Origin of the sequence: Sphingomonas sp. UBA978 (genome assembly GCF_002292295.1) — a bacterium.
Lineage (GTDB): Bacteria > Pseudomonadota > Alphaproteobacteria > Sphingomonadales > Sphingomonadaceae > Sphingomonas.
This window is the reverse complement of record NZ_DBBS01000018.1, coordinates 310,444-335,566: the sequence shown is the minus strand read 5'-3', so window position 1 is coordinate 335,566 and position 25,123 is coordinate 310,444. Positions and strand designations below refer to the sequence as shown.

25 protein-coding genes are annotated in these 25,123 nt (G+C 71.2%); 15 read left to right on the top strand and 10 right to left on the bottom strand.

Translation table 11 applies throughout. The features are described from left to right. Positions 1-70 precede the first annotated feature (70 nt). From B2515_RS11385 to B2515_RS11365, 5 genes are all read right to left on the bottom strand, one after another. Positions 71-289 carry a hypothetical protein gene (locus tag B2515_RS11385; protein ID WP_293876350.1) on the bottom strand — a complete coding sequence of 73 codons (219 nt, stop codon included), beginning with the start codon at positions 287-289 and terminating at the stop codon, positions 71-73. A gap of 146 nt (positions 290-435) precedes the next feature. Next, positions 436-987, bottom strand: a complete 552-nt coding sequence (locus tag B2515_RS11380; protein WP_293876348.1) for a DNA-3-methyladenine glycosylase — start codon at positions 985-987, stop codon at positions 436-438. 39 nt (positions 988-1,026) lie between these two features. Next, the gene (locus B2515_RS11375; RefSeq protein ID WP_293876347.1) at positions 1,027-1,980 is read right to left on the bottom strand and encodes an alpha/beta hydrolase; all 954 of its coding nucleotides are present in this window, start codon (positions 1,978-1,980) and stop codon (positions 1,027-1,029) included. A gap of 1 nt (position 1,981) precedes the next feature. After that, entirely contained in the window at positions 1,982-3,211 is a 1,230-nt protein-coding gene (locus B2515_RS11370; RefSeq protein WP_293876390.1) for a rhamnogalacturonan acetylesterase, read from the bottom strand. Beyond that, complete coding sequence (locus B2515_RS11365) at positions 3,211-3,996, bottom strand: rhamnogalacturonan acetylesterase (protein ID WP_293876346.1); 786 nt, start codon at positions 3,994-3,996, stop codon at positions 3,211-3,213. The genes B2515_RS11370 and B2515_RS11365 overlap by 1 nt, the downstream gene beginning before the upstream one ends. A 170-nt stretch (positions 3,997-4,166) precedes the next feature. Between B2515_RS11365 and B2515_RS11360 the strand changes: the two genes are divergently transcribed. After that, the gene (locus B2515_RS11360) at positions 4,167-4,817 is read left to right on the top strand and encodes a DUF6250 domain-containing protein (protein ID WP_293876344.1); all 651 of its coding nucleotides are present in this window, start codon (positions 4,167-4,169) and stop codon (positions 4,815-4,817) included. Further along, complete coding sequence (locus B2515_RS11355; RefSeq protein ID WP_293876342.1) at positions 4,817-7,537, top strand: Tat pathway signal sequence domain protein; 2,721 nt, start codon at positions 4,817-4,819, stop codon at positions 7,535-7,537. The genes B2515_RS11360 and B2515_RS11355 overlap by 1 nt, the downstream gene beginning before the upstream one ends. A 23-nt stretch (positions 7,538-7,560) precedes the next feature. Here the strand turns inward: B2515_RS11355 and B2515_RS11350 are convergent, their stop codons facing one another. Next, a complete protein-coding gene (locus tag B2515_RS11350) occupies positions 7,561-7,815 on the bottom strand; it encodes a glutaredoxin domain-containing protein (protein ID WP_293876340.1) in 255 nt (84 codons plus the stop codon). A gap of 58 nt (positions 7,816-7,873) precedes the next feature. Continuing rightward, positions 7,874-8,599 (bottom strand): arylesterase, encoded by a 726-nt coding sequence (locus tag B2515_RS11345; RefSeq protein ID WP_293876339.1) that lies wholly within the window; start codon positions 8,597-8,599, stop codon positions 7,874-7,876. Here B2515_RS11345 and B2515_RS11340 point away from each other — a divergent pair. Together B2515_RS11340 and B2515_RS11335 are read left to right on the top strand one after the other, a co-directional pair. Next, the gene (locus B2515_RS11340) at positions 8,598-9,260 is read left to right on the top strand and encodes an ABC transporter ATP-binding protein (RefSeq protein WP_293876337.1); all 663 of its coding nucleotides are present in this window, start codon (positions 8,598-8,600) and stop codon (positions 9,258-9,260) included. The two genes, B2515_RS11345 and B2515_RS11340, sit on opposite strands and share 2 nt — an antisense overlap. Beyond that, positions 9,257-11,755 (top strand): ABC transporter permease, encoded by a 2,499-nt coding sequence (locus B2515_RS11335; protein WP_293876335.1) that lies wholly within the window; start codon positions 9,257-9,259, stop codon positions 11,753-11,755. Before B2515_RS11340 ends, B2515_RS11335 begins: the two co-directional genes overlap by 4 nt. 10 nt (positions 11,756-11,765) lie before the next feature. Here the strand turns inward: B2515_RS11335 and B2515_RS11330 are convergent, their stop codons facing one another. Together B2515_RS11330 and B2515_RS11325 are read right to left on the bottom strand one after the other, a co-directional pair. Continuing rightward, positions 11,766-12,830, bottom strand: a complete 1,065-nt coding sequence (locus B2515_RS11330; protein ID WP_293876333.1) for a spore photoproduct lyase family protein — start codon at positions 12,828-12,830, stop codon at positions 11,766-11,768. Next, positions 12,827-13,144: a hypothetical protein gene (locus B2515_RS11325; RefSeq protein WP_293876331.1), complete on the bottom strand. Its 318-nt coding sequence runs from the start codon at positions 13,142-13,144 to the stop codon at positions 12,827-12,829. The genes B2515_RS11330 and B2515_RS11325 overlap by 4 nt, the downstream gene beginning before the upstream one ends. A gap of 46 nt (positions 13,145-13,190) precedes the next feature. On the opposite strand from B2515_RS11325, the gene B2515_RS11320 reads away from it, so the two are divergent. The 3 genes from B2515_RS11320 (at position 13,191) to B2515_RS11310 (ending at position 14,840) form a co-directional block, all read left to right on the top strand. Beyond that, positions 13,191-14,096, top strand: coding sequence for a type 1 glutamine amidotransferase (locus tag B2515_RS11320; protein ID WP_293876329.1), 906 nt, complete (start codon positions 13,191-13,193; stop codon positions 14,094-14,096). After that, positions 14,093-14,476 carry a reverse transcriptase-like protein gene (locus tag B2515_RS11315; protein WP_293876327.1) on the top strand — a complete coding sequence of 128 codons (384 nt, stop codon included), beginning with the start codon at positions 14,093-14,095 and terminating at the stop codon, positions 14,474-14,476. The genes B2515_RS11320 and B2515_RS11315 overlap by 4 nt, the downstream gene beginning before the upstream one ends. 73 nt (positions 14,477-14,549) lie before the next feature. Then, positions 14,550-14,840 (top strand): CsbD family protein, encoded by a 291-nt coding sequence (locus B2515_RS11310; RefSeq protein ID WP_293876325.1) that lies wholly within the window; start codon positions 14,550-14,552, stop codon positions 14,838-14,840. A 77-nt stretch (positions 14,841-14,917) separates the two neighbouring features. Here B2515_RS11310 and B2515_RS11305 read toward each other — a convergent pair whose 3' ends face one another. Then, positions 14,918-15,514, bottom strand: coding sequence for a DUF4142 domain-containing protein (locus B2515_RS11305; protein ID WP_293876323.1), 597 nt, complete (start codon positions 15,512-15,514; stop codon positions 14,918-14,920). A gap of 123 nt (positions 15,515-15,637) precedes the next feature. Between B2515_RS11305 and B2515_RS11300 the strand changes: the two genes are divergently transcribed. The 8 genes from B2515_RS11300 to B2515_RS11265 all read left to right on the top strand — a co-directional run. After that, positions 15,638-16,048 (top strand): DUF3597 family protein, encoded by a 411-nt coding sequence (locus B2515_RS11300; protein WP_293876321.1) that lies wholly within the window; start codon positions 15,638-15,640, stop codon positions 16,046-16,048. Positions 16,049-16,239: 191 nt separating this feature from the next. Beyond that, positions 16,240-17,874: a TldD/PmbA family protein gene (locus tag B2515_RS11295; protein ID WP_293876319.1), complete on the top strand. Its 1,635-nt coding sequence runs from the start codon at positions 16,240-16,242 to the stop codon at positions 17,872-17,874. A 14-nt stretch (positions 17,875-17,888) separates the two neighbouring features. Continuing rightward, positions 17,889-19,223, top strand: a complete 1,335-nt coding sequence (locus B2515_RS11290; protein WP_293876318.1) for a TldD/PmbA family protein — start codon at positions 17,889-17,891, stop codon at positions 19,221-19,223. Between the two features lie 100 nt (positions 19,224-19,323). Continuing rightward, positions 19,324-20,019 (top strand): DUF4159 domain-containing protein, encoded by a 696-nt coding sequence (locus B2515_RS11285; protein WP_293876316.1) that lies wholly within the window; start codon positions 19,324-19,326, stop codon positions 20,017-20,019. A 100-nt stretch (positions 20,020-20,119) separates the two neighbouring features. Continuing rightward, the gene (locus tag B2515_RS11280) at positions 20,120-21,106 is read left to right on the top strand and encodes an AAA family ATPase (RefSeq protein ID WP_293876314.1); all 987 of its coding nucleotides are present in this window, start codon (positions 20,120-20,122) and stop codon (positions 21,104-21,106) included. Further along, positions 21,099-21,992: a DUF58 domain-containing protein gene (locus tag B2515_RS11275; protein ID WP_293876312.1), complete on the top strand. Its 894-nt coding sequence runs from the start codon at positions 21,099-21,101 to the stop codon at positions 21,990-21,992. Before B2515_RS11280 ends, B2515_RS11275 begins: the two co-directional genes overlap by 8 nt. Then, a complete protein-coding gene (locus B2515_RS11270) occupies positions 21,989-23,086 on the top strand; it encodes a BatA domain-containing protein (RefSeq protein ID WP_293876310.1) in 1,098 nt (365 codons plus the stop codon). Before B2515_RS11275 ends, B2515_RS11270 begins: the two co-directional genes overlap by 4 nt. Further along, positions 23,083-25,123: DUF4175 domain-containing protein (locus B2515_RS11265; protein ID WP_293876308.1), on the top strand; the 2,041-nt coding region annotated here is incomplete at its 3' end. The genes B2515_RS11270 and B2515_RS11265, both read left to right, overlap by 4 nt.

Below are 25,123 nucleotides of genomic sequence, written 5' to 3'. Positions count from 1 at the left end.
GAACGGACGGGATCAAAGAACCGCAACGCGCCGGAGGCCTGGCCTCCGGCGTCGACAGGCGGCGCGATCGTCAGCGCTTGGCGAAGGGGTCGAGGCCAGCGGCGCGCCATTCCGCCAACCGCTTGCAGGTCCGAACCGGGATACGGCTGCCGGTGACGTTATCGACAAGGCATACGCGCGGATTGGTGGTCGCATCGGCTGCCTTGGGGGCGGGTTGCGGCGTTGCCGTTTCGGCGTTGGCAGGAGCACCGGAGGCAAGGACGGCGGCGGCGATAATGGTGATGAGCATGACGTGTCTCCCAGACAGAGCAGCCTAAAATCGGCCACACGTGTAACACTGCATTATGCATGCCATACACCTTCTCCCGGAGTGAGCCCGTCGATCGAAGCGTGAATCGTGGTTGGAACTTACCATGATCTGGCGTGATACGCCGATTATCGGCGCGCCGGCTTGCTCAGGAAGCCCGAATCCATCGCGCAGAATCGCCAGGGGGTGTCAATCGCGCGGGTGATGCCGATGCGCGGGCCGGCGTGGATCGGGGGCGCGGCGGGCGCGGGATGGATCGCGAACGGGGCGCGGTCGAGTGGCGCGTGGTCGAGCGTGCGGTCGATGGCGAGCGCCTGGCAGAGTCGGCCGGGTCCTGCGCAGAGCAGGCGCGGATCGGCGAGGCCGCGTCTGGTGGTCATCGCGACGAGGCCGTGCGTCGGTTCGATCGCGCGGATCAGCACCGCGCTGCCCGGGCGGCAGACGATGTTGAAGCACCAGTGGATGCCGTAGCTGCGATAGACATAGGCGTGGCCCGCCGGCCCGAACATTGCGGCATTGCGCGGCGTCGGGCCGCGGACGCTGTGCGAGGCGGGGTCGTCGGGCGCATAGGCTTCGGTTTCGACGACGATGCCGCCGACGCCGTCGACCAGCAGGGTCGCACCGATCAGGTCGCGGGCGACGGCGGCGACGTCGCGATCGAAGTAACGGGCGGGCAGCATGATCGGTCTACCGGCGCGCGCCGCGATGGTTCCCGCGGCTCAGCCGTGCCAGCCGTGATCGCCGGCCCAGGCGGCGAACAGGTCGATCCACGGCACCGGGCGACCGTCGCGATGCGCCGCGGGCGGGCCATGGCCGCCGCGTTCGAAGATCATCAGTTCGGTCGGCACCTTCGCCGCCTGCAGCGCCTGCCACATCAGGATCGCGTTGCGCGGCGGCACGACCGGATCGTCGGCGTTGGCGGCGACGAAGGTCGGCGGCATGTCGGGCGGCAGGTCGACCTCCGCCGAATAGCGCCGCTGCCAGTCGAGATCGGCGGCGTGGGTGCCGAGCAATTCGCGCCGCGACTGCGCATGGACGCCGTCGTCGCCCATCGTCACCACAGGGAAGAACAGCCCGGCGATATCGGGTCGCGCCGACAGCCGGTCGGCGGCATCGACCGGATCGTAGACGCGGGTGGCGGCGCGCGCGGCGAGGCGGGCGGCGACATGGCCGCCGGCGGAAAAGCCCGCGACGGCGACGCGGGCCGGGTCGATCGGCCAGCGTTTGCCCGCCCCGGCGCGGATCACCCGCATCGCGCGCTGTGCATCCTGCAAGGCGACGTCCGGCCCCGCCGCCCAGCCGTCGTGCGGCAGGCGATAGAGCATCTCGAACGCGGTCACGCCGCGCGCGGCGAAGTCGCGGGCGATGCCGCCGCCGGTCCGGCCGACCGCGACGCGGGCATAGCCGCCGCCCGGGCAGATCAGCACCGCGGCGCCATTGGGCTTCGCGGGACGCACGACCGTGAGCATCGGCGTCGCGACATGCGGCCAGGCGATGTCGTCCGCGCCGCCGGTGGGCGAACGCTTCACCCATTGATCGGCGATCGCGCGTCCCTCGCCGCCCGGCGCTGCGCCCGGCCAGAGCGGAAAGCGCTCGGCCGGGATGTCCGCATAAGCGGGGAGCGGCAGCAGTGCGGCGAGCCCGCCGGCGATCAGGGTGCGGCGATCGGTCATCTCAATTTCCGTCCGGTCGGGTGGCATCGCGGGTGACGCTGGGGGCGAGGCGGAACGTCGCGGGATCGGGCGGGCGCCGCGCGTCGAACGGCGCGAGGCCGGGCTGCAGATGCGCACCGACCGGCAGCGTGGCGAGGCCCTGCGCGATGCTGCGTGCCAGCACCCAGGCGCCGTAATTGTCGTGGTGCGTCGCGTCCTTGCCGCCGTCGTTGAACGCCAGCGGCGCGCGTGCCGGCCCCAGCGCTTCGTAGAAGGCGATGCTCGCGGCGTTGAGGTCGATTACCGGCACCTTTTCGGATGCGCCGACCGCCTTCACCGCCGCGGCATAATCGGCGAGCGTCGGCTTGATCCGGTCGCCGGTCCACATCCGCCGTTCGGGCGAGGTGACCAGGATCGGCGTCACCCCGCGGCGGCGGAATTCGGCGATCCAGGTGCGCAGATAGTCGCGATAGGTGGTCGCCGCGTCGGCATAGGTCTGCGGCCATTGCGTCTTCTGGTCGTTGTGACCGAACTGGATCAGCGCGACATCGCCCGGCTTCACCGATTCGAGCACCTTGGCGAAGCGCAGTTCGGCGATGAAGGATTTCAGCGTCTCGCCCGATTCGGCGTGATTGGCGACGGCGATGTCGGGTTTGAGGAAGACGGGCAGCATCTGTCCCCAGCTCGCCGCGGGTTCGGCGGGCTGGTCGGTGACGGTCGAATCGCCGAGCAGGAACAGCGTCGGCACCGCGACCGGCTCGATCGCGATGGCGGTGGGCGCATCGCCGAGCAGTTCCAGCGTCAGCCGGTCGTCCCAGTTGAGCGAGTCGCGCTCGCGCGGCTTGAGCAGCACATGGTCGCCGCCCGGGGCGTTGGCCGGAGGCGGCGCGAGCGCGGCGTTGCGGACGTTGACGACGAAGCTGCGCGTGACGCTGCGGCCCGCCGGAACGGTGACGGCGTCGAGCATCAGCCGGCGCGATTCGGTCTTGACCGTGCTCGTCGTTGCGGCGCCGCGGCGGCCGAGCGTCACGGTGACGCGGTAATTGCCCGGCGCCGCCGCGACCGAGAACAAAGCGCGGCTGCCGGGTTCGTAGCCATAGCCGTCCGCATAACGACGATCGGCGGGGACGGCGGTGCTGCCCTTCGCCGCGGTGCCGGCAAGGGTGAAGCGCTGGACCTTGCCGGGATCCGCCCCCGCCTGTGCCCCTGCCGCCATCGGGACGCCGAACAGGAGGAGCGCGCCCGCCAGCATCAGCCGCACGAGGGGCCGCCCGCCGGAGTCGTCCGGGTCAGCGCCGGGACATGCGGCGTCACCCGTTTCGCGATCGGCAGCCGCGTCGCCTTCAGCCCGACCGCGACGAGGTCGGCGACCCGGCGCGCGCCCAGCTCGCTGAAATGCGTGTCGTCGGCGATCCCCTTGGGATAGCCGGGCGCCCCCGCCGCGCCGTCGTAATGCAGGTAATAGGCCTTGGCCGCCTCCGGCCCCGCCGCCTGGACCATCGCCTGTGAGGTCTTGCCGAGGTCGATCAGCGGCGTCCGCGTCGCCTTCGCGACTTCGCGTGCCGCATCGGCATAGGTCGGGAAGCTCGGCTGTTCGACGCCATCCTTGAAATCGCGCCGCGCTACCGGGGTCAGGATCACCGCCTTCGCCCCCGCTGCCTTGGCGACGTCGAGCATGCGGCGCAAATTGGCCTTATACTGGTCGATCGTGGTGTAGCGTTCGGGCTTGTCGATGCTGGCGTCGTTGTGGCCGAACTGGATCAGCAGCGTATCGCCCTTGCGCAGATCGGCGGCGATCGTGTCGAGCCGCCCTTCGCGGATGAAGCTGTTGGTGCTGCGGCCGCCGATCGCGCGATTTTCCACCGTCACGCCCGGCACCGCGCAGCGCAGCATCGTCCCCCAGCCGGACTGGGGATAGCGCTCCGCCTTGTAATCCTGCGCGGTGGAATCGCTGGCGATGAAGATGCGGGGTGGGGTCGGCGCCGCCGCGCCGGTCAGCAGGACGATCATCGCCGCGGCCAGGATGCCGGTCTTCATGCCACTCTCCACATGATATCTTGTTGTCCCGCATCATGCGGCGGCGTGCCGCCGAGCGCAACTGCCAATATGTGAGATGCGAAACGATTATCCGGGAAAGGCTTGGCAGCCTGTCCCAATCGACCTAAGCAAGCGCACGCGTCGGAAGAGCGCAACGGAAGGCGGACTGGATGCGGCGACGGATGGCGATCCCGGTGATGATGCTGACGCTGACCGCGGCGTCGCCCCGGCCGCAACCGCTGGCGGATTGGCGGATCGAGGCGGAATCGCCCGATGCCCGCGTCAGCACACGCGATGGCGTCATCGACATCGACACGCCCAAGGGGCTGACCCTGTGGTGGCGACGCCCGATCGCCGCACCGGTCACGATCAGCTTCGAGGCGATGGCGGTCGCGGCTGGGGGCGCCAACGACACGGTCAGCGATCTCAATGCCTTCTGGATGGCGAGCGATGCGGATGGCGGATCGGTGCTGGCGCATCCGCGCAGCGGCGCCTTCGCCGCCTACGACGATCTCAGGACCTATTATGTCGGCATCGGCGGCAACCGCAACACGACCACCCGCTTCCGCCGTTACATCGGCCAGCCCGGCAACCGTCCGCTGCTGCGCGAACACGATCTCGGCGCACCGGCGGACATGCTGCGGCCCAACGTCTGGACGCGCATCCGGCTGATCGCCGACGGCCGCACCGTCGCGGTCGAGCGCGACGGACGGCGCGTGTTCACGCTTGCCGATCCGCAACCCTATGTCCGCGGCCATTGGGGGCTGCGCACCACCTGGAGTCACCTGCGGATCCGCCGCGTGGCGGTGACGCGGTCGTGATGGAGAGCATGATGCACCTCAATCGACGCGATACGATCAAGGCGGGGCTGCTCGGCGGCGCGGCGCTGTGGCTGCCCACGGGGGCCGGTGCGGCGCCCACGTTCGCGCCGGCGCCGGTGCGCTGGATCGACGGCGCGGCGCCGGCGATGCACGCAGGGCAGACGTTCGGCGTGGCCTGGCCGCGCGGTGTGTTGAAGCGCGGCAGTCGCCTCGCGGTCCGGGCGGCGGGCAAGGCGGTGCCGGCGCAAAGCTGGACGACCGCGACCTGGCCCGACGGATCGATCAAATGGAGCGCGCATGCGATTCCCGCCGACGTCGCCCCCGCCGAGCTGACCGTGACGCGCGGACGCGAGACGCCGCCGCAACAGCCGGTGCGCGTCACCGAATCCGCCGATGCGATCATCATCCAGATCGGCGACCTGCGCTGGGAGGTGGCGAAATCGGGCGCGGCGCTGATCCGCTCCGCCAGCCAGAGCGGCCGGCCGGTGCTCGGCCCGGTCACGCTGCTCGGGGCGGTGCGCAGCGATCCGGAGCATGGCGAACCGGTGCCGTTCGGCGGCAGCATCGACCGCGTCACCGTCGAACAGCGCGGCCCGGTGCGCGCCGTCGTCAAGATCGAGGGGCATCATGCCGCGGGCGCGCGCCGCTGGATGCCGTTTACCGTCCGCCTCTATGCCTATGCCGGATCGGCGGCGCTGCGCATCGTCCACAGCGTGGTGTTCGACGGCGACGTGGCGAAGGACTTTTTGTCCGCGCTCGGCGTGCAGGCGGCGGTGCCGATGACCGGCGCGCTGCACGACCGCCACGTCCGCATCGCCACCGATCGCCAGATGCTCGCCGAGGGCGTCCGCCCGCTCACGGGGCTGCGCCGCGATCCCGGCAAGGCGTTCCGCGACGCGCAGGTCGCCGGCCGCGCCGTGCCGCCGCTCGCCCAGATGGCGCCCGCGGTGCGCGACGTGCTGGAGCGCATCCCCGCCTGGGGCGATTTCCGCCTCGAACAGCCCAACGCCAACGGCTTCGCGATCACCAAGCGCACCGCGTCGGGGCAGGGCTGGGTCGACAGCGCCGAGGGGCGACGCGCGCCGGGCCTCGCCTATGTCGGCGGCCCCACGGGCGGCGCGGCGATCGGCGTCCGCTATTTCTGGCAGCGGCATCCGACCGCGCTGCACATCGACGGCGCGGCCGGCGACACCGCCCGGCTGACCGCATGGCTGTGGTCGCCGGAGGCCCCGGCGATGGACCGGCGCCCCTATCACGGCGCGATGGGGATGGAGGGCTATGACGCGCAGAACGAGGGGCTGTCGGTCACCTATGAGGATTACGAACCCGGCTGGGACGATGCGTCGGGTATCGCGCGCACGTCGGAGCTGACGCTCTGGGCGCTGCCCGCGACGCCGCCGACCGACACGCTGGCGGCGATGGCGGCGATGCAGGCGCAGCCGCCGCAGCTGATGACCGCGCCGGCGCACCTCCATGCCGCGCAGGTGTTCGGCGACTGGAACCTGCCCGATCGATCGACCCCCAATCGCACCGCGATCGAGGACCAACTGGTCGACCTGATCGATTTCTACGCGGGCGAGGTCGACCGGCGGTCGTGGTACGGATTCTGGAACCACGGCGACGTCATGCACACCTATGACGCGGACCGGCACCAGTGGCGCTACGACATCGGCGGCTTCGCCTGGGCGAACAGCGAATTGTCGCCCGACCTGTGGCTGTGGACGCAGGTGCTGCGCACCGGCGACGCGCAGGCGTTTCGCCTCGCCGAGGCGATGACGCGGCACACGGGGGAGGTCGACGTCTACCATACCGGCCGCTTCCGCGGACTGGGGACGCGGCATGGCGTCCAGCATTGGAGCGACAGTTCGAAACAGCCGCGGGTCAGCAACGCCAGCTACCGGCGCATCTTCTACTATCTCACCGCCGACGACCGCACCGGCGACCTGTTGCGCGACCTCGTCACCTCCGATCAGGCGCTGACCCGGGTCGAGATCGGCCGCAAGGTACCGGGCGCGAAGCGACCGGTGCTGCCGGCGGGGACGATCGAGATGACGTTCGGCACCACCTGGTGTCCGCTGGCGGCGGCGTGGCTGACCGAATGGGAGCGGACCGGCGACACCCGCTGGCGCGACCGCATCCTCGCCGGGCTGGAGACGATCGGCCGCCTGCCGCAGGGCTGGATGACCGGCAGCGCGCCGTTCGACATGGCGACGGGCCGCTTCGTCGACCAGAACCGCAGGATCGGCCTGTCGCATCTCAACGCGGTCTTCGGTGCGGTCGAAGTCAACAGCGAGTTGATCCGCCTGTTCGACGTGCCGCGCTATCGGGCGGCATGGCTGGACTATTGCCGCTGGTACAATGCGCCGCAGGCGGATTATCTCGCCAAGTTCGGCGCGCCGTTCGGTCCGCGCAACCTGCGTGAGGGGCATGCGCGGCTGACCGCCTATGCCGCGTTCGAGGAGAAGGATGCGGCACTCGCGACACGGGCGGCGCAGGAGTTCCTGTCCGGCGACGCCGGGCTGGGGACATGGCCGGCCGATCCGCGGCGCGACGTCGGCGGGGTGATCGAATGGCCCGGCGTGTCGACCAATGCCGCCTCGCAATGGGGGCTGGCGGCGATCCAGACGCTGGCGCTGGTGCCCGAGGCGCTGGACCGCGTGCCGATCGTCGCGCCCGATGCGCCGGGGCGGAAACGGGCGCGGGACAACGGTCGCGACTGAGGGCGGCCCGTCGTCCCGTCGCGTCAGACGCCTTCGCTGGCCAGATAGCGTTCCAGATCGTCGCTGCCGCCGATCTGCTTGCCGTCGATGAACACCAGCGGCGTCGTGGCGACTCCGTGCTCCGCCTTGAACGCCTCGACCTCCTCGCGCGAGCGCAGGATCCGGTCGTCGACCTCGAACCCCTCCGCCTGCAGGATCTGCTTGGCGCGCACGCCGAACGGACAGATATGGTCGGGCAGCACCATGCGGTGCAGGGTGGCTGTGCGGTGGTCGGCCATGGGCAATTCCTTTAGCGAGGGATCGCGCCTATAGCGCAGCGGAACCCACGACGTTCCGTCAGCGTGCCGGCGCCAGCCGTTGCGCGACCAGCGGCGTCACCCGGTCGGCGATCCGGGCGACGCCCGCGGCATTGGGATGCACCCGGTCGGCCTGCATCAGCGCCGGGTCGCCGATCACGCCGTCGAGGACGAACGGATACAAGCCCGCCCGGTCGCGCCGCGCGAGATCGGGCCAGATGCCGTCGAACGCAGTCACGTAATCCGCACCGAGGTTGGGCGGCGCCTTCATCCCGGTCAGCACCACCGGCACGTTCCGCTGGCGCAGCAGGTCGAGCATCGCGGTCATGTTGGCGCGCGTCTCCGCTGCCGGGATCTGGCGCAGCACGTCGTTGCCGCCGAGCCCGAGCAGGACGAGGTCGGGCTTGCGCGGCAGATTGTCGAGCACGAACCCCAGCCGCTGCCGCCCCGCCGCGCTGGTGTCGCCCGAGACGCCGGCGTTGACGATCGTCGCGTTGATCCCGCCGGTGCGCAGCCGCGCCTGGATCGCATCGGGCAGGCTCTGCCCGCGGTCGAGGCCATAGCCCGCATACAGGCTGTCGCCGAACGCCAGCACCAGCCGCTCCGGCCCGGCCGGGCGCGCGACCGCCGCCGCGGTGGCTGTCGGCGTCGGGGTCGGCGAGGGGGCGGGGGCCGGCCCGCTGCATCCGATCAGCAACAGGGCTTGGACAAGCGCGGCGCCTGCCGCATAGCGCTTCATTCCCTGCAAGGCTGTTCCTTCCGTCATGACCCAATCCGCTATGGTGATCGCCGCGCGCGATGTCACGCTGACGCTGGGCGACACCGCCATCCTGCGCGGCATCGACCTGTCGGTCGCGGCGGGGGAGAGCGTCGCGCTGCTCGGCGCCTCGGGATCGGGCAAATCGTCGCTGATGGCGGTGCTCGCCGGACTGGAGCGGGCGAGCGGCGGCAGCGTCCGCGTCGACGGGCTCGATTTCGGTGCGCTCGACGAGGATGCGCTGGCACGCGCCCGCCGCGGCCGGATCGGCATCGTGCTGCAGGCCTTCCACCTGTTGCCGACGATGACCGCGCGCGAGAATGTCGCGGTGCCGATGGAGCTGGCCGGTGCCGCCGACGCCTGGGACCGCGCCGCGGAGGAACTGGCCGCGGTCGGCCTCGGCCATCGCCTCGACCATTATCCGTCCCAGCTGTCGGGCGGCGAGCAGCAGCGGGTCGCGATCGCCCGCGCGCTCGGGCCGCGGCCGCCGCTGGTGTTCGCGGACGAACCGACCGGCAATCTCGACACCGCCACCGGCGCGGGGATCATGGACCTGCTGTTCGATCGCCGCGCCGCGATCGGTGCGACGCTGGTGGTCATCACCCACGACCGCGGCCTCGCCGCACGCTGCGACCGGGTGGTGACGCTCGCCGACGGGCGGATCGTGTGAGCCGCTGGGGCTTCGCCTGGACGCTGGCGCGGCGCGAGCTCGACTGGCGCTTCCGCGGCCTGCGGCTGCTCGTCGTCTGCCTGCTGCTTGGCGTCGGTGCGCTGGCGGCGATCGGCGGGCTCGCCGATGCGGTCGGGCGCGAGCTGGCGTCGCGCGGCGGCGTGATCCTCGGCGGCGATGTCGAGTTCGCGGTGTCGCAGCGGCGCGCGGTGCCGGCCGAACGCGCGGCGATGGCCGCGGCGGGCACGGTGTCCGAGACGATCCGGATGCAGGCCAATGCGGTCGCCGGCGGCGCCGCCGCGCCGATCCAGCTGAAAGCGGTCGACGGCGCCTATCCGCTCTATGGCCGGATCGCGCTGGCCGATGGCCGCCGGGTCGCAGGGCCGCCGGCGGGACAGGCGTGGATCGTGCCGGCGCTGGCCGAACGGCTGCGCCTGACGCGCGGCGCGCGGTTCCGGGTCGGCGCGGCGACGCTGACCGTCGCCGGCGTCATCGCCGACGAACCCGACCGGCTGGGCGAGGGCTTCACGCTCGGCCCGGTCGCGATCGTCGCGATGCAGACGCTGCCCGCGACGCAATTGATCCAGCCCGGCAGCCTGTACGACACCCGCTATCGCCTTCGTCTGCCCAACGGGCGCAGCCCCGCGACGGTGTCCGAACGGTTTCGCGACGCCTTTCCGGCCGGCGGCTGGGAGGCGAAGACCCGCGACCGCGCCTCGCCCGGCGCATCGCGCTTCGTCGACCGGATGGGCGAATTCCTGACCCTCGTCGGCCTCGCCGCGCTCGCCATCGCCGGGATCGGTGTCGGCAACGGCGTCGCCTCGTTCCTCGCCGCACGCCGCGGCGGGATCGCGACGCTGAAGGTGCTCGGCGCGACCACCGCCGACGTCGCCCGCGTCTATGCGCTGGAGATCGGCGCGGCGGCGCTCGCCGGGGTCGCCGGCGGCCTTGCGATCGGTATCGCCGCGGTGCCGCTGCTCGGCCGGGCGCTGGCCGGCGCGCTGCCCGTCGTGCCCGACCTGACGCCCGAACCGGGGCCGCTGCTCCGTGCCGCGGCCTATGGCCTGCTGATCGCCGCCGCCTTCGCCGCGCCGCCGCTCGCCGCCGCCGGCGCGACCCCGGCCGCCGGGCTGCTGCGCGGCGCGCTCGCGCCGATGCGGGCCAGTTCCTGGGCCGGGCGGACCGTCGCTGTGGTCGCGGGCGGTGCGGCGGTGGCGCTCGCCGTCGCGAGTGCCGCGCAGCCGGCGATGGCGGCGACCTTCCTCGCCGCGGTGGCGGGGGCGCTGCTGCTGCTCGCCGGATTGGGGCGGCTGGTGCGCAGCGCCGCCCGCCGCCTGCCCGCACCGCGTCGGCCGCTGCTCCGCCTCGCCATCGCCGCGCTGCATCGCCCCGGCGCGCGCACCGAGGCACTGGTCGTCGCGCTCGGCCTCGGGCTGACGCTGTTCGTGCTGCTCGCCGCGATCCGCACCAGCATCGACGCCAATATCGCCACCACCGTTCCCGCCCGCGCGCCGTCGCTGTTCGCACTCGACGTGCCCCGCCCGCGCGCCGGCGAGTTCCGCCGCATCGTCACCGCCGCCGCACCCGCCGCGGTGGTGAAGACGGTGCCGATCCTGCGCGGCACGATCACCGCCTATCGCGACATCCGCGTCGCCGATCTCAAGACGTTGCCCGAGGGGGCCTGGGCGCTGCGGGGCGAGCGCGGCCTCACCTATGCCGCGACCCTGCCGGAGGGGAGCACGCTCGCCGCGGGCCGCTGGTGGCCGCCCGACTATGCCGGGCCGCCGCTCGTATCGGTCGACGAACGGCTGGCGCAGGCGCTCGATCTCAAGCTCGGCGATCCGTTGACCGTCAGCCTGCTCGGCGTCGAGCGGACCGCGCGCGTCGCCTCGTTCCGGACGATCCAGTGGGACACGCTGGGCTTCAACTTCGTGCTGGTCTTCTCGCCGAACACGCTCGCCGATGCGCCGCATAACCTCGCCGCGACGATCGACCTGCCGCCGGGGGCGGAGGGCAGGGTGACGCGCGCGCTGCTCGCACCCTTCCCGTCGGTGTCGGTGATCGAGGTGCGCGGGGTGCTGGCGCAGGTGCGCGATCTGGTCGGGCAGGTCGCCGCCGCGATCGCCGCCGCGGCGGGCGTCGCCGTCGCCGCCGGCATCGCGGTGCTGGTCGGCGCGATCGCCGCCGCGCGCGAGGCGCGCACCTATGATGCGGTCGTGCTGCGCACGCTCGGCGCGACGCGCGGGCAGCTGCTGGCGGTGCAGGCGCTGGAATATCTGCTGCTCGGCGCGGTGGTGACGCTGGTCGCGCTCGCGCTGGGCCTCGGCGGCGCGTGGTATGTGGTGGTGCGGCTGTTCGATTTCGTCTGGGCGCCCGATCCGGTCGCGGTCGGCGTGACGCTGCTCGCCGGGCTGGGGATCACGCTCGCGATCGGGCTGGCGGGGGCGTGGCCGATCCTGAGCATCCGCCCGGCACGCGCGCTGCGGCAGGTGTGACGCCGCGCCGTCACGTCCAGTAGAGCACGCGCGCGAACGGCAGGTCGCGCGCGATCGCGGCTGTGAAGAAACCACGCAGCGCCGTCATCGTCGCCGCGTCATAGACATACTTAACCGACCCGAACTTCGTCCGCTTCTCGGTCCGGTTGGCCGCGCCCATCTCGAGCCCCGATCCCGGATACCAGCCGTCCAGCACCGCCTTCGACCCCGGCGTGTAGCGATGGGTGATGAGCTCGATCGTGCAATCCACCCCCGGCACCGCGCCCAGTATCGCGCCCGCCTCCGCGATCAGCTCGCCATAGGCCGCCTGCCATCCGTCGGCGGCGATGATCGGCGCGATCGTCAGCCCGACCGGATAGCCCGCCCGCGCCATCTCGGCGAGCGCCGCCAGCCGTGCCGCCACCGGACTCGTCCCGCCCTCGAACCGCGCGAAGGCTGCCGGGTTGATCGAGGCGCGCATCCGCGTCCGCCCCTGATGGTCGAGCCCGAGCAGCGGCGCGACCGCGTCGAACTTGGTGGTGAAACGCAATTGCACCGGTGCCTGCCAGCGGCCGAACGCCGCGATCAGCATCGACAGCGACCCCGTCAGATGTTCGATCGCCAGCGGATCGGTGTAGCAGCTCGCCTCGTACGTCGTGCCTTCGTCCGCCCGCGCCGCCGATCGCGAGGTGATCGTGCCCTCGCCCAGATAGCGGGGCAAAGTCGCGACGATCTCGGGCAGATTGGCATAGACGCGGGTGATCGGCGGCCCCTTCAGCGACCCCGCCAGATAGCAATAGCTGCAATGCGCCGGGCATCCCTCGGCGAGGTCGACGCGCCAGTCGGCGGACGGCGCGATCGGTTGCAGCCGCAGCTTCGACGGTGGTGCCACCGTCACCGCCAGCGTCCGCTTCGCCGCCGCATAGGCGCGGCGCGGATCGTCGGGCAGGGCGAGCGCCAGCCGGTCGGATGAGAGCGTCTCCACCGCGATGCCCAGCGCCGCCGCACGTGCGGCGATGGCACGGCCATGGTCCCACGCCATCGCCGATCGCGTCACCAGCACGCGCTGCGGCAGCCATGGCCCGCGCGTGCTCATGCCTGCGCCTCCGCCCAGGCGGCATAGGGCGTGTTCGCCGCCATATGCCGGTTGAAGTCGGGCGCACCGTCGTCCCACCACACCGGGCCGCGTTCGCCCAGCGCCTGTTTCGCCGCATCGACCTGCGCCCGTGCCGCTCGCTCCGCCGCGGCATCGCCGGCGCGCAGGGCCGTGCTGACCGCCCGCCGTGCCGCCATCAGGTCGTGGACCAGTGCCGCGCGCCGCTCCGCCGGCAAGGCGGGGTTCGCCTTGCGCCACAGGCGGCCGCGCACCATCAGGTAACGGCCATCGGGAGTCGTCGGTGCCTCGCTCATCCCCGCCCAACGCGCCACCGCCGGTTTCGCGTCAAAGCATGTCCGGATGCACCCGATCGCCGCCGGCGCGTTCAGCCTGCGCCCCAACGAAAGATCCGTCTTGTACCATTTCCTCGTCGCCGAGAGCGAAACCCCCGACGAACGCGCCGCCCGCCGCCATCATGCCGGTCGCAGCGCCGGCGAAAGCTATGCCGCCACGCTCGAAAAGATGAACCCCGGCGTCGCGATCACCCGCGTCGCGCCTGCCGATGCCGAGGCGGAGGTGCTGCCGCCGCACGCGATCGCGCGCTACGATGCGGTCTTCGTCACCGGTTCGCCGCTCCACGTCTATGACGACACGCCGGAGGTGCGGCGCCAGCTCGCGTTCATGCGCGCGGTCTACGCCAGCGGCACCCCGGCCTTCGGCTCCTGTGCCGGGCTGCAACTCGCGGTCGTGGCGGCGGGCGGGCGGGTGCGCAAGATGCCCGAACGGATCGAGGCCGGCATCGCCCGCCGCATCACCGCGACCGACGCGGGGCGCGACCATCCGTTGCTCGCCGGCCGTGCGTCGGCATGGGATGCCCCCGCGATCCACGGTGACGAGGTGGAGGACTTGCCCGCCGGCGCGACCCTGCTCGCCGGCAACGCCGTCACCCGTATTCAGGCGGCCGAGATCCGCCACGACGGCGGCATCTTCTGGGGCGTGCAATATCATCCCGAACTCAGCCCCGGCGAGATCGCGGTGGCGCTGCGCCGGCAGGCGGACGATCTGGTCGCGGCGGGCCTCGCGCATGACGCCGCCGGGGTCGAACGCCGCGCCGCCCTGCTCGACGCGCTGCACGACGCCCCCGACGACCGTGCCTTGCTGTGGGAGCTGGGCGTCGATCGTCAGTTCGCCGACGAAGCGCATCGCCGCATCGAGATCGCCAATTTCATCGCGACGCTGGTCGCCCCGCACCGGCGCGCGGCATGACCGGCCGGATGACGCTCTATTTCGACGGCGGGGCGCGGCCCAACCCGGGCCGGATGGAGATCGCCGTCGTCACCGGCGGGCGGAGCCATATCCGCGACGACGTCGGACAGGGCGACAATTGTACCGCGGAATGGCTCGCCCTGCGCCTCGCCGCCGAGATCGCGCGCGATGCGGGGGCGCAGGACGTGTTGTTCGTCGGCGATGCCCGCACGATCGTCGAACAGGCGCTCGGCCACTGGACATGCCGCAGCGCGCATCTCAAGCCGCACCTCGCCGCCTATCGCGAGACGGTGGCGGGAATCGCGCGCGTCCACGTCAAACATGTCGGCCGGTCGAAGAATCTGGCCGGTCAGGCGCTCGCACGGCGCCACCCGCGCTAGTTCATTTCGCACCTGCGGAAACCGTGGGCTCCCCACGCGTTGACGCGCGCAATCATTTCACAGGAGAAACGGCATGAACCAGGATCAGATCGAAGGCACCGCGACCGACCTCACCGGCAAGGTCAAGGAAACGGTCGGCAACGTTACCGGCGATACCGAGACGCAGAGCGCCGGCGTCGCCGACCAGCTGAGCGGCAAGGTGCAGAAGACGATCGGCGATACCAAGGAAACCGTCGCCGCCGCCGCCGCGCCGCTCGCCGACAAGGCACGCAAGTTCGCCAACGATCGCCCCTGGACCGCCGCGGCCCTCGTGGGTGTCGTCGGGCTCGCGATCCTCAACACGCTGCGCGGCAAGAAGGCGTAAGCCCTACCGCCCGTTCAACGGAAAGGGGGCGCCGGTTTCGACCGACGCCCCCTTTTTTGTCTATCGGGCAGTGGCGATCAGGCCTTCAGCGCCTTCGCCATGTTCAGATGTGCCGCCACCGTCGGGGTAAGCCCGGTCGCGAAGGTCTTGAGCGCCGGTACGTCGCCGGTCGCGCCATAGGCCTTCAGCGCGTCGAGCGTCTGCTGATGGCCGGACTGCTGCGCGCTGATATAGGCCGCGTCGAATGCCGCGCCCTTCAGGGTCTTGAGAGAATCGACCGTCGCCTGCTGCGTGGCGGTCAGCGTCGGGTCCGGGGTGATCGCCGGCGTCAGCGCGGCGGTCGTCGCCTTCAGCTTGTCGGTCGACGTGGTATGCGCGGCGATCATCTGGTTGGCGTATTTCTTCACCGCGGCCGAGCTGCTGTTGTCGAGTGCCAGCTTCGACGTCGCGATCTCGAACGCGTCGCTTGCGGCGGCGGTGTTGGCGAAGGCCTGCCCACCGGTCGCCGGTGCGGTCATATTGGTGTCGGCGACGCCCGCATTGCCGGCGTCGAAGGCGGTGGTGTCGTTGGTCGCCATGCTTGCGTCGGCGGTATTGGCGGTGTCCGTCTTCTGGCCGCAGGCGGCGAGCGCCAATGCCGATGCGGACAGGATCATCATGGTTTTCTTCAACATTTCCGTCTCCCTAGCTGCGGCGCCCTCAACGTGCCGGCACGGCCACCCGTTCCGCCGCCGGAACGGGAGCGTTCCGCCTCGCCCGACGTTGGCGCTGCATCCGAGTCATCCAGGAGAACGACGTTGAGCATGTTCGGCAACATCATGGGCAAGATCTTCGGCCACAAACCGGCAGCCCCGGCCGCGACCCCCGCCGCGCCGCAGCAGGCGCCGCAGACCACGCAGGCCGCACCCACCGCCCCGACGCCGGCACCCGCCGCGGCTGCGCCGGCAGAGCCCGTCGATGTCGGCGCGGTCCTGTCCGAGATGGCGTCGATGAAGGACGGCGGCGGCAATTACCAAAGCTCGATCGTCGATCTGCTCAAGCTGCTCGACCTCGATTCCAGCCTCGCCGCGCGCAAGGAACTGGGGCAGGAACTCGGCGTCCATGCCGGCGACGACGGCAGCGCCGAACAGAATATCGCGCTGCACAAGGCGGTGATGGCGAAGCTCGCCGAGAATGGCGGCCTCGTGCCGGACAGCCTGCGCAACTGACCCGGAGACCCGGTCCCGCATCACCCGGCAACGGCGCCGGGTGACGCGGGACAAAAATCGACCACCCCCGATTGACCCGCCCCGCGGTCCACGCAATGATCGGTGTATGAGGCGGGCAAGTCGCTCGCCTCGCAACATCATGCGCGCACGGCCGATTTGCCGATAGCGCGCCGATCCGGGGGACGACAGCCTTGCACAGACGCGATTTCCTGGCCGCAACCGGCCTGGCGCTCGGAGGCGGCGTCCTGCCGTCCTTCCTCGGCCGCGCGATCGCGGCGGAGGAGCTGCAATCGACCATCGACGTCGCGGTCAAGAAGCGGCTCGCCGATGCCGCGCTCAACGCCGCCAAATCGGCCGGCGCGACCTATTGCGACGTCCGCGTCGGCCGCTACATGCGCCAGTTCGTCATCACGCGTGAGGCGAACGTCCAGAACGTCGTCAACACCGAATCGCTCGGCACCGGGGTCCGCGTCATCGCCGACGGCGCCTGGGGCTTTTCCGCCACCAACGAGATGACGCCGGAGGCGGTCGCCAAGGCGGCGCAGCTCGCCGTCGCCATCGCCAAGGCGAATGCGAAGACGCAGACCGCGCCGGTCCAGCTCGCGCCCACGCCGGGCGTCGGCGAGGTCAGCTGGAAGACGCCGATCGTCAAGAATGCGATGACGGTGCCGATCAAGGACAAGGTCGACCTGCTGCTCGGCGTCAACGCCGCCGCACAGGGCGCGGGCGCCAATTTCGTCAATTCGATGCTGTTCCTGGTCAACGAGCAGAAGTATTTCGCCAGCACCGACGGATCGTATATCGACCAGGACGTGCATCGCATCTGGGCGCCGATGACCGCGACCGCGATCGACAAGACCAGCGGCAAGTTCCGCACCCGCGAGGGCCTGTCGGCACCGATGGGCATGGGCTTCGAATATCTCGACGGCAATGCGAAGGACAAGTTCACCTCGCCCAACGGCGTCGTCAACTACGGCCTGTCCTACGACATGAAGGAGGATGCGATCGCCGCCGCCAAGCAGGCGCAGGCGAAGCTCAAGGCGCCTTCGGTCAAGCCGGGCAAATACGACCTCGTCCTCGATCCCTCGCACACCTGGCTGACCATCCACGAGAGCGTCGGCCATCCGCTCGAGCTTGACCGCGTGCTCGGGTACGAGGCGAATTACGCTGGCACCAGCTTCGTCACGCTCGACAAGGTCCGCGAGCGTTTCCAGTACGGCAGCCCCAGCGTCAACATCGTCGCCGACAAGCTGCAAACCGGCAGCCTCGGCGCGGTCGGGTATGACGACGAGGGCGTGAAGACCAAGAAGTGGGACCTGATCCGCGACGGCAAGCTCGTCGATCTGGAGGCGATCCGCGATCAGGCGAAGCTGCTCGGCAAGAGCGCCTCGGACGGCTGCTGCTATGCCGACAGCTGGTCGAGCGTCCAGTTCCAGCGCATGCCCAACGTCAGCCTCGAACCCGGCAAGACGAAGCAGAGCGTCGCCGACATGATCGGCGGGGTCGAGAACGGCATCTATATCGTCGGCGACGGCAGCTTCTCGATCGACCAGCAGCGCTACAATGCGCAGTTCGGCGGCCAGCTGTTCTACGAGATCAAGAACGGCAAGATCACGCAGCAGATCGAGGATGTCGCCTATCAGATCCGCACGCCGGAATTCTGGAACGCCTGCGTCGGCGTCTGCGATGCCAGCGACTACCGGATGGGTGGCAGCTTCTTCGACGGCAAGGGCCAGCCGTCGCAGGTGTCGACGGTGAGCCACGGGTCCTCGACCGCGCGCTTCAACGGCATCAACGTCATCAACACCGCCCGTTCGCTCGGCTGAGGAGACATAGGATCATGGCAATCTTCACCGAAGAACAGGCGCGCGCCATCCTGACCAAGTGCGTCGCGCTGTCGAAGGCGGACGAATGCACCGCCGAACTGACCGGCTCGGTCGACGGCAACATCCGTTTCGCCCTGAACAACATCTCGACCAGCGGCATCGTGTCGAACGCCGACCTCGCGGTGCAGGTCGCGTTCGGCAAGCGCGTCGGCACCGCGACGATCAACGCCTTCGACGACGCCTCGCTGGAGCGTGTCGTCCGCCGTGCCGAGGAACTCGCCCGGCTCGCGCCCGAGAACCCCGAATTCGTGCCCGCAGTCGGCAAGCAGGCGTACAGGGCGACGCCGACGTTCAGCCAGACCACCGCCGACATCACGCCCGAATATCGCGCGAAGGTGGCGGGCGATTCGATCGCGGCGTGCAAGGCGCAGAAGCTGATCGCGGCGGGCTTCCTGCAGGATGGCCAGAGCTTCGTCGCCTTCGCCAATTCGAAGGGGAATTTCGGCTATCAGCGCGCCAGCGGCGTCGATTATACCTGCACCGTCCGCAGCGAGGACGGCCGCGGATCGGGCTGGGTCGGCCGCAACGTGCAGGACGTCGGCACCTTTGTTCCCTCGACTGACATCCGCACCGCCGCACGCAAGGCGGCCGGATCGGTCGACGCCCGCGCGCTGGAACCGGGCAAATATACCGTCATCCTCGAACCCGCGGCGGCGGCGGGTCTGATCGGCTTCATGTTCAACTTCTTCGGCGCACGCGAGGCCGACGAGGGCCGCAGCTTCCTGTCGAAGAAGGGCGGCGGCAACAAGCTCGGCGAGCAGGTGTTCGATCCCCGCGTCAACATCTACGCCGATCCCAATCATCCCGACGTGCCGGCGCTGCCGTGGGACAGCGAGGGGCTGCCGCGCACGCGGCTGCAGATCGTCCAGAACGGCAAGATCGCGAACCTCGATTACTCGCGCTACTGGGCGCAGAAGCAGGGCAAGCCCGCGACGCCCTCGCCCGGCAACATCATCATGGAGGGCGGCACCAAATCGACCGCCGATCTGGTCCGCGGCACGCAGAAGGGCATCCTCGTCACCCGGACGTGGTATATCCGCATGGTCGATCCGCAGACCGTGCTGCTCACCGGCCTGACCCGCGACGGCACCTTCTATATCGAGAATGGCGAGATCAAATATCCGTTGAAGAACTTCCGCTTCAACGAAAGCCCGGTCATCATGCTCAACAACATCGACGAGCTCGGCAAGCCGGTGCGGGTGAAGGGCGACGAGGGCGACACGATCATGATGCTGCCGCCGATGCGGCTGCGTGACTTCACCTTCACCTCGCTGTCGGACGCCGTGTGAATGTCGCTCACCCTCACCCTTCCGCGGCTGCGCCGCTCCCTCCCTCTCCCACCGGGAGAGGGAAGGGGCCCGCTGCCGTAAGGCAGCGGGAAGGGTGAGGGTGACCCGCCAGCAATTCCTGCGCGCCAGCATCGCCGCGCTTGCCTCTACGCTAGTCCCCCGCGCCGCCACGGCGGCGGGCGCCTACGACTTCTGGTTCACCCGGTTGCGCTACGACAGCGGCGACTGGGACGTCGACCAGCGCATGCCGAGCAACCTGCTGACCTCGCTGGTCGATTATACCAACCTGAGGATCGACCCCAAGGAGCGCGTCGTCGCGCTCGCCGATCCGAAGATGCTGACCGCGCCCTTCTGCTACATGGCCGGCCACCGCCTGGTGGAATTCAACGCCGCCGAACGCCGCAATTTCGAACGTTATGTCCGCAGCGGCGGCTTCGTGCTGGTGGACGACTGCAACCACGATATCGACGGCCTGTTCGCGCAGAGCTTCGAACGCCAGATGCGCAGCCTCTTCGGGCCGAAGGCGCTCGCCAAGCTGCCGCCGAAACACCCGATCTACACCAGCTTCTTCAAGTTCGACGGCCCGCCCAACACCGGGTTCGAACTCAACGGCTGGGGCGACGACCTCGTCCACGACTATCTGCGGGGCATCACCATCGATGGCCGGCTCGGCCTGCTCTACAGCAACAAGGACTACGGGTGCGAATGGGACTACGACTGGCGCAACAAACGCTTCCTCGCGCAGGACAACACGAAATTCGCCGTCAACATCGTGATGTACGCGCTCAATTCGTGACAGACTGTCATTGCGAGCGCAGCGAAGCAATCCGGAGTGGCATGCACGCGGCGCTGGATTGCCGCGTCGCGTCGCTCCTCGCAATGACGGGGTCCGTGGCATGACCGAAGCCGATATCGAGGCCCGCCTGGCCAAATTGACCGATCTGCGCGCCGCGATCGGGCAGGCGATCGTCGGGCAGGCGGCGGTGGTCGAGCAATTGCTGATCGGCCTGATCGCCGGCGGCCATTGCCTGCTGGAGGGCGTTCCCGGCCTCGGCAAGACCTTGCTGGTTCGCTCGCTCGGCGAGGCGCTCCACCTCGATTTCCACCGCGTCCAGTTCACGCCCGACCTGATGCCGAGCGACATTCTCGGCACCGAATTGCTCGAGGAGGATCACGGCACCGGCAAGCGCCATTTCCGCTTCCAGCAGGGCCCGGTCTTCACCAACCTGCTGCTCGCCGACGAACTCAACCGCACGCCGCCCAAGACGCAGGCGGCGCTGCTCGAGGCGATGCAGGAGCGTACCGTCAGCTACGGCGGCACCACCTATACCTTGCCCCGCCCGTTCTTCGTGCTCGCGACGCAGAATCCGATCGAACAGGCGGGCACCTATCCCTTGCCCGAGGCGCAGCTCGACCGCTTCCTGCTCCACGTCCGCCTCGACTATCCGTCCGAGGCGGAGGAGCGCGACATCCTCGCCGCGACCACCGGCAGCGGTTTCGCGCAGGTGCCGCGGGTGATGGCGGGCGAGGACGTGCTCGCCATCCAGGCGCTGGTCCGCGACGTCCATCTCGGCGCCGACCTGCTCGACTGGATCACGCGGCTGGTACGCGCCACCCGGCCCGGCGAGACGATGCCCGAGGCGTTGCGCAGCTACGTCCGCTGGGGCGCCGGCCCGCGCGCCGGCCAGTCGCTGGTCCTCGCCGCCAAGGCGCGCGCGCTGCTGCACGGCCGGCTTGCGGCGACGCGCGAGGATGTCGCCGCGCTCGCCGCGCCGGTGCTGCGCCACCGCCTGATCCTCGCCTTCGCCGCCGAAGCGGAGGGGGTGAGCCCCGATGCCGTCGTCGACCGCCTGCTCGCCGCGGTTCGAGGACCCGGTGCCTGAGCTGATACCGGCCCCTGAGCTGATACCGACCGACGTCCGCCACCGGCTGAAGGGGCTGGCGATCGTCGCCCGCCGCGCGATCGGCGACCGCGGCCTCGGCCTCCACGCCAGCCGGTCGCGCGGCAGCGGCCTCGAATTCGCGCAATACCGCCCCTACGAACCGGGCGACGAACCGCGCCAGATCGACTGGAAGCTCTACGGCCGGTCGGACAGGTTCTTCGTGCGCGAGGCCGAACGGGAAAGCCCCGTCGCGCTGTGGATCCTGCTCGACGCCAGTGCCTCGATGAATCAGGCGGATGCGTCGCCCCATCGCCGCTTCGATGCCGCCCGGGGCCTCGCCGCCGCGCTCGCCGAGCTGGCGCTGGCGCAGGGCGACCGGTTCGCGCTGGCGACGCTGCGCGACACCGGCCTCGCCCTCGTCCCCGCCGCCGGCGGCGCGCGCCAGCGCGACCGGCTCCATCTGGCGCTCCACGCGCTCGACGCAGCCGGCGGTTTCCCCGCAGACGCCGCGCTCGCACCCTTGTGGGACCGGATCGGCGGCCGCGACCTGGTCGCGATCCTGTCCGACTGGTTCGACCCCGCCTGCCTCGCGCTCGCGCGCAGGCTCGCGGCGGCAGGGCGCGAGGTGCTCGCGATCCAGATCCTGACCGTCGCCGAACGCGATTTCGACCTCGACGGCGGCTATCGCTTCCGCGATCCCGAGACGGGCGAGGAGCTACTCGGCGACGCCGCCGCGTTGCGCGCCGATTATCTCAGCCGCTTCGGCGCAGCGCAGGCCGATCTCGCCGCCGCACTGTCCGCCGCCGGTATCCGTTACGCGACGCTCGCCCTCGACCAGCCGCTCGACACGCCGTTGCAGGCGCTGTTCGGACGCACGCCGCGGTGAACCTGCTCTTCCCCCTCGGCCTCGCCGCGCTGGCGAGCCTGTTGTTGCCGCTCGTCCTCCACCTCGCGCGTCGGACCGAACAGACGCCGACCGACTTCGCCGCGCTGCGCTGGTTGCGCCAGAAGCCGCGGCCACGGCATCGCCCGCGCTTCGACGAATGGCTGCTGCTGGCGGTGCGGCTGCTGCTGCTCGCCGGAATCGCGCTGGTCCTCGCGCAACCGGTGCTGACGGGTCGCGAGGAGGCCACACCGGTGATCGCGGTCGCGCCCGGCGCCAGCGTGCCGGATGCCGGCACCGCCCGCCGCATCTGGCTCGCGCCCGGCTTTCCCGCGATCGACACGCGCGCGCCCACGGGCCGCCAGCCGATCGCCAGCCTGATCCGCCAGCTCGATGCCGACCTGCCGGCGAACGCGCCGCTGACGATCGTCGTCCCGCGCCTCCTCGACGGCGCCGATGCGGAACGGCCGCGGCTGTCGCGCGCGGTGACGTGGCGGATCGCCGGCGAGGGCAGGGCACCGCCGCGCGCGGCGCCCGCGGTACAGATCGCGCTCCGCTACGATCCCGCTATCCCCGGATCGCGCTACATCGCCGCCGCCGTCCGCGCGCTCGGCAGCACCGATATCGGCGGGGTGACGGATGCAGTCGGGGGGCGGTCGCTGATCTGGCTGGGGTCCGGTGCCCTGCCACGGATGGTCGGCGACCAGGCCTTGGCCGGTCACACGATCCTCGTCGGTCGCGACGCCATCGTCCCGGCCGCCGCGACGACGGTCGTCTGGCGCGACGCCGCCGGTGCCCCGCTGGTCGAGGCGCAGCCGCTCGGTCGCGGCCGTCTCCTCCGCTTCACCCGCGCGCTGACGCCAGCGACGATGCCGGCGCTGCTCGAACCCGATTTCCCCCGCCGCCTCGCCGCGCTCTTCGCGCCCACGCCCGATCCGGCGCGCGTCCCCGCCGCCGCCTATGCGCCGCAGACCGGCGCGCCCGCCCCCTTGCCGCCGGTCCGCCCGCTCTGGCCGTGGCTCGCCGTCGCGGTCGCCGCGCTGTTCGGCGTCGAGCGGTGGCTCGCCACCCGTCCGGCACGGGCGCCCGCGCCATGAGCGGCGAGGCGCTGACCGCGCGCTGGACGCGCCCGGCGCGGTTGCACGCGTGGCGCGACACCGCAGCGGTCGGCGTGCCGCTCGCGCTGCTCGTCGCGGCGATCGGCTGGCGGAGCGGCGGCATCGTCGCGGGACTCGCGCTCTTCACCCTGACGCTCGCCATCGCCGCCGGCATCGCGCAGCGGCGCAGCGGCCGGTTCGATCGCCGCTGGCTGATCGCCGCGCTCGACGCCGCGCGCCGCGACCTCGAGGACAGCAGCGACCTGCTGTTCGCCGATCCCGCCGCGCTGTCGCCGTTGCAGCGCATCCAGCGCACCCGCATCGCCGCCCGCGTCGAAGCGGCGCCGCCGCCCGTCCCCGCGCAGGACCGCCGGGCGATCGGCGCCATCGCCGCCGTCGCGCTGATCGCCGCCGCGCTGGTGCTGGCATGGCCGCAACGTCCGGATGCGACGCTCGCCCCTGCGCAGGAAGGGCTGGCGGCGGCCCCCGGCGTGCCGCGGCTCGTCGCGCAGGCGCTGGCGGTGGTGCCGCCCGCTTATACCGGCCTGCCGCCGCGGATGTCGGCGACGCTCGACGCGCGCGTGCCGGCGGGGTCGCAATTGCGCTGGACGCTCCGCTTCGCGCCCGATCCGCGGGCCGCGACGCTGGCGGCGGTGGGACGCGCGGCGATCCCGCTGCGCCACGACGGCAGCGACTGGCGTGCCGATCACCGCGCCGATACGCCGCTCCTGTATCGTGTCACACCGGTCGGCGCCGAACGGGCCGGCGTGCCGCCGCTCCACCGCATCGACACGATCCCCGATCGCCCGCCGCAGGTGCGGCTCGATACGCCGCGCACGCCGCTGACCATGCTGGCACCGGGCCAGCGCAGCGCCGCCGTCGCCTTCGTCGCCACCGACGATTACGGCGTCGGCGCCACCGCCCGCCTGCGCATCGTCGTCGCACAGGGGGAGGGGGAGAATGTCCGCTTTTCCGAACGATTGCTCACCCTCGCCGGCAGCGGCGACCGACGCGCGCGCCGCTTCGCCGCGCGTCTCGATTTCACCGCGCTGGGCTTCACCGAGGCCGGCGATATCGTCGCACAACTGATCGTCGCCGACACCCGCGCCCCGGCGCCGCAGACGGTGCGCGGCCCCAGCGTCATCCTCCGCCGCCCGCCGGCCGCCGCGGCGCAGGGCGGCGGGCTGGAGGCGATGACCCGCCAGGTCATGCCCGCCTATTTCCGCAGCCAGCGCCAGATCATCATCGATGCCGAGGCACTGCTCGCCGAACGGCCGCGCCCCCCCGCCGATCGCTTCCTGTCGCGCGCCGACGCGATCGGCGCCGACCAGCGACTGCTCCGCATGCGCTATGGCCAGTTCATGGGCGAGGAGGTCGGCGGCGGCGCCACCAATGCGATGCCGACCAACGACGAGGAGGACGGCGCGAAGCCCGACGCCGACCCGCACGACCACGACCATGACGCCCCCGGTCACGCCTCGCCCGCCTTCGGCACGGCGACGGACGTGACCGCGGACTATGGCCACACCCACGACGAGGCGGAGGCGGCGACGTTGCTCGATCCCGGCACCCGCGCGACGCTGCGTCAGGCGCTCGACAATATGTGGCAATCCGAGGTCGCGCTGCGCCAGGGCGAACCGCGCAAGGCCTTGCCCTTCGCCTATAAGGCGCTGCGTTTCATCAAGCAGGTCCAGCAGGCGACGCGCATCTTCCTCGCGCGCACCGGCAGTGACCTGCCCGCGGTCGACATGGCGCGGCGGCTGACCGGCGATCGCGGCGCGCTGGGCACGCGGGCCCTGCCGTCCGCCGCCGCCGATCCGGTCGATGCGACCCCCGCGGCGATCTGGCGCGCGCTCGACGGATCGCGACCGGAGGCGGCGCTCGACGCGCTGTCGCGCTGGCTGCGCGGCGGCGCGCGCGTGCCCGATCCGCTCGCGCTGGCGGGCGCGGCCGACACGCTGCGCCGCCAGCCGGACTGCGCGCGCTGTCGGGAGGCGCTGCGTGGCCAGCTGTGGCAGGCGCTGCCGCGGCCGTCTC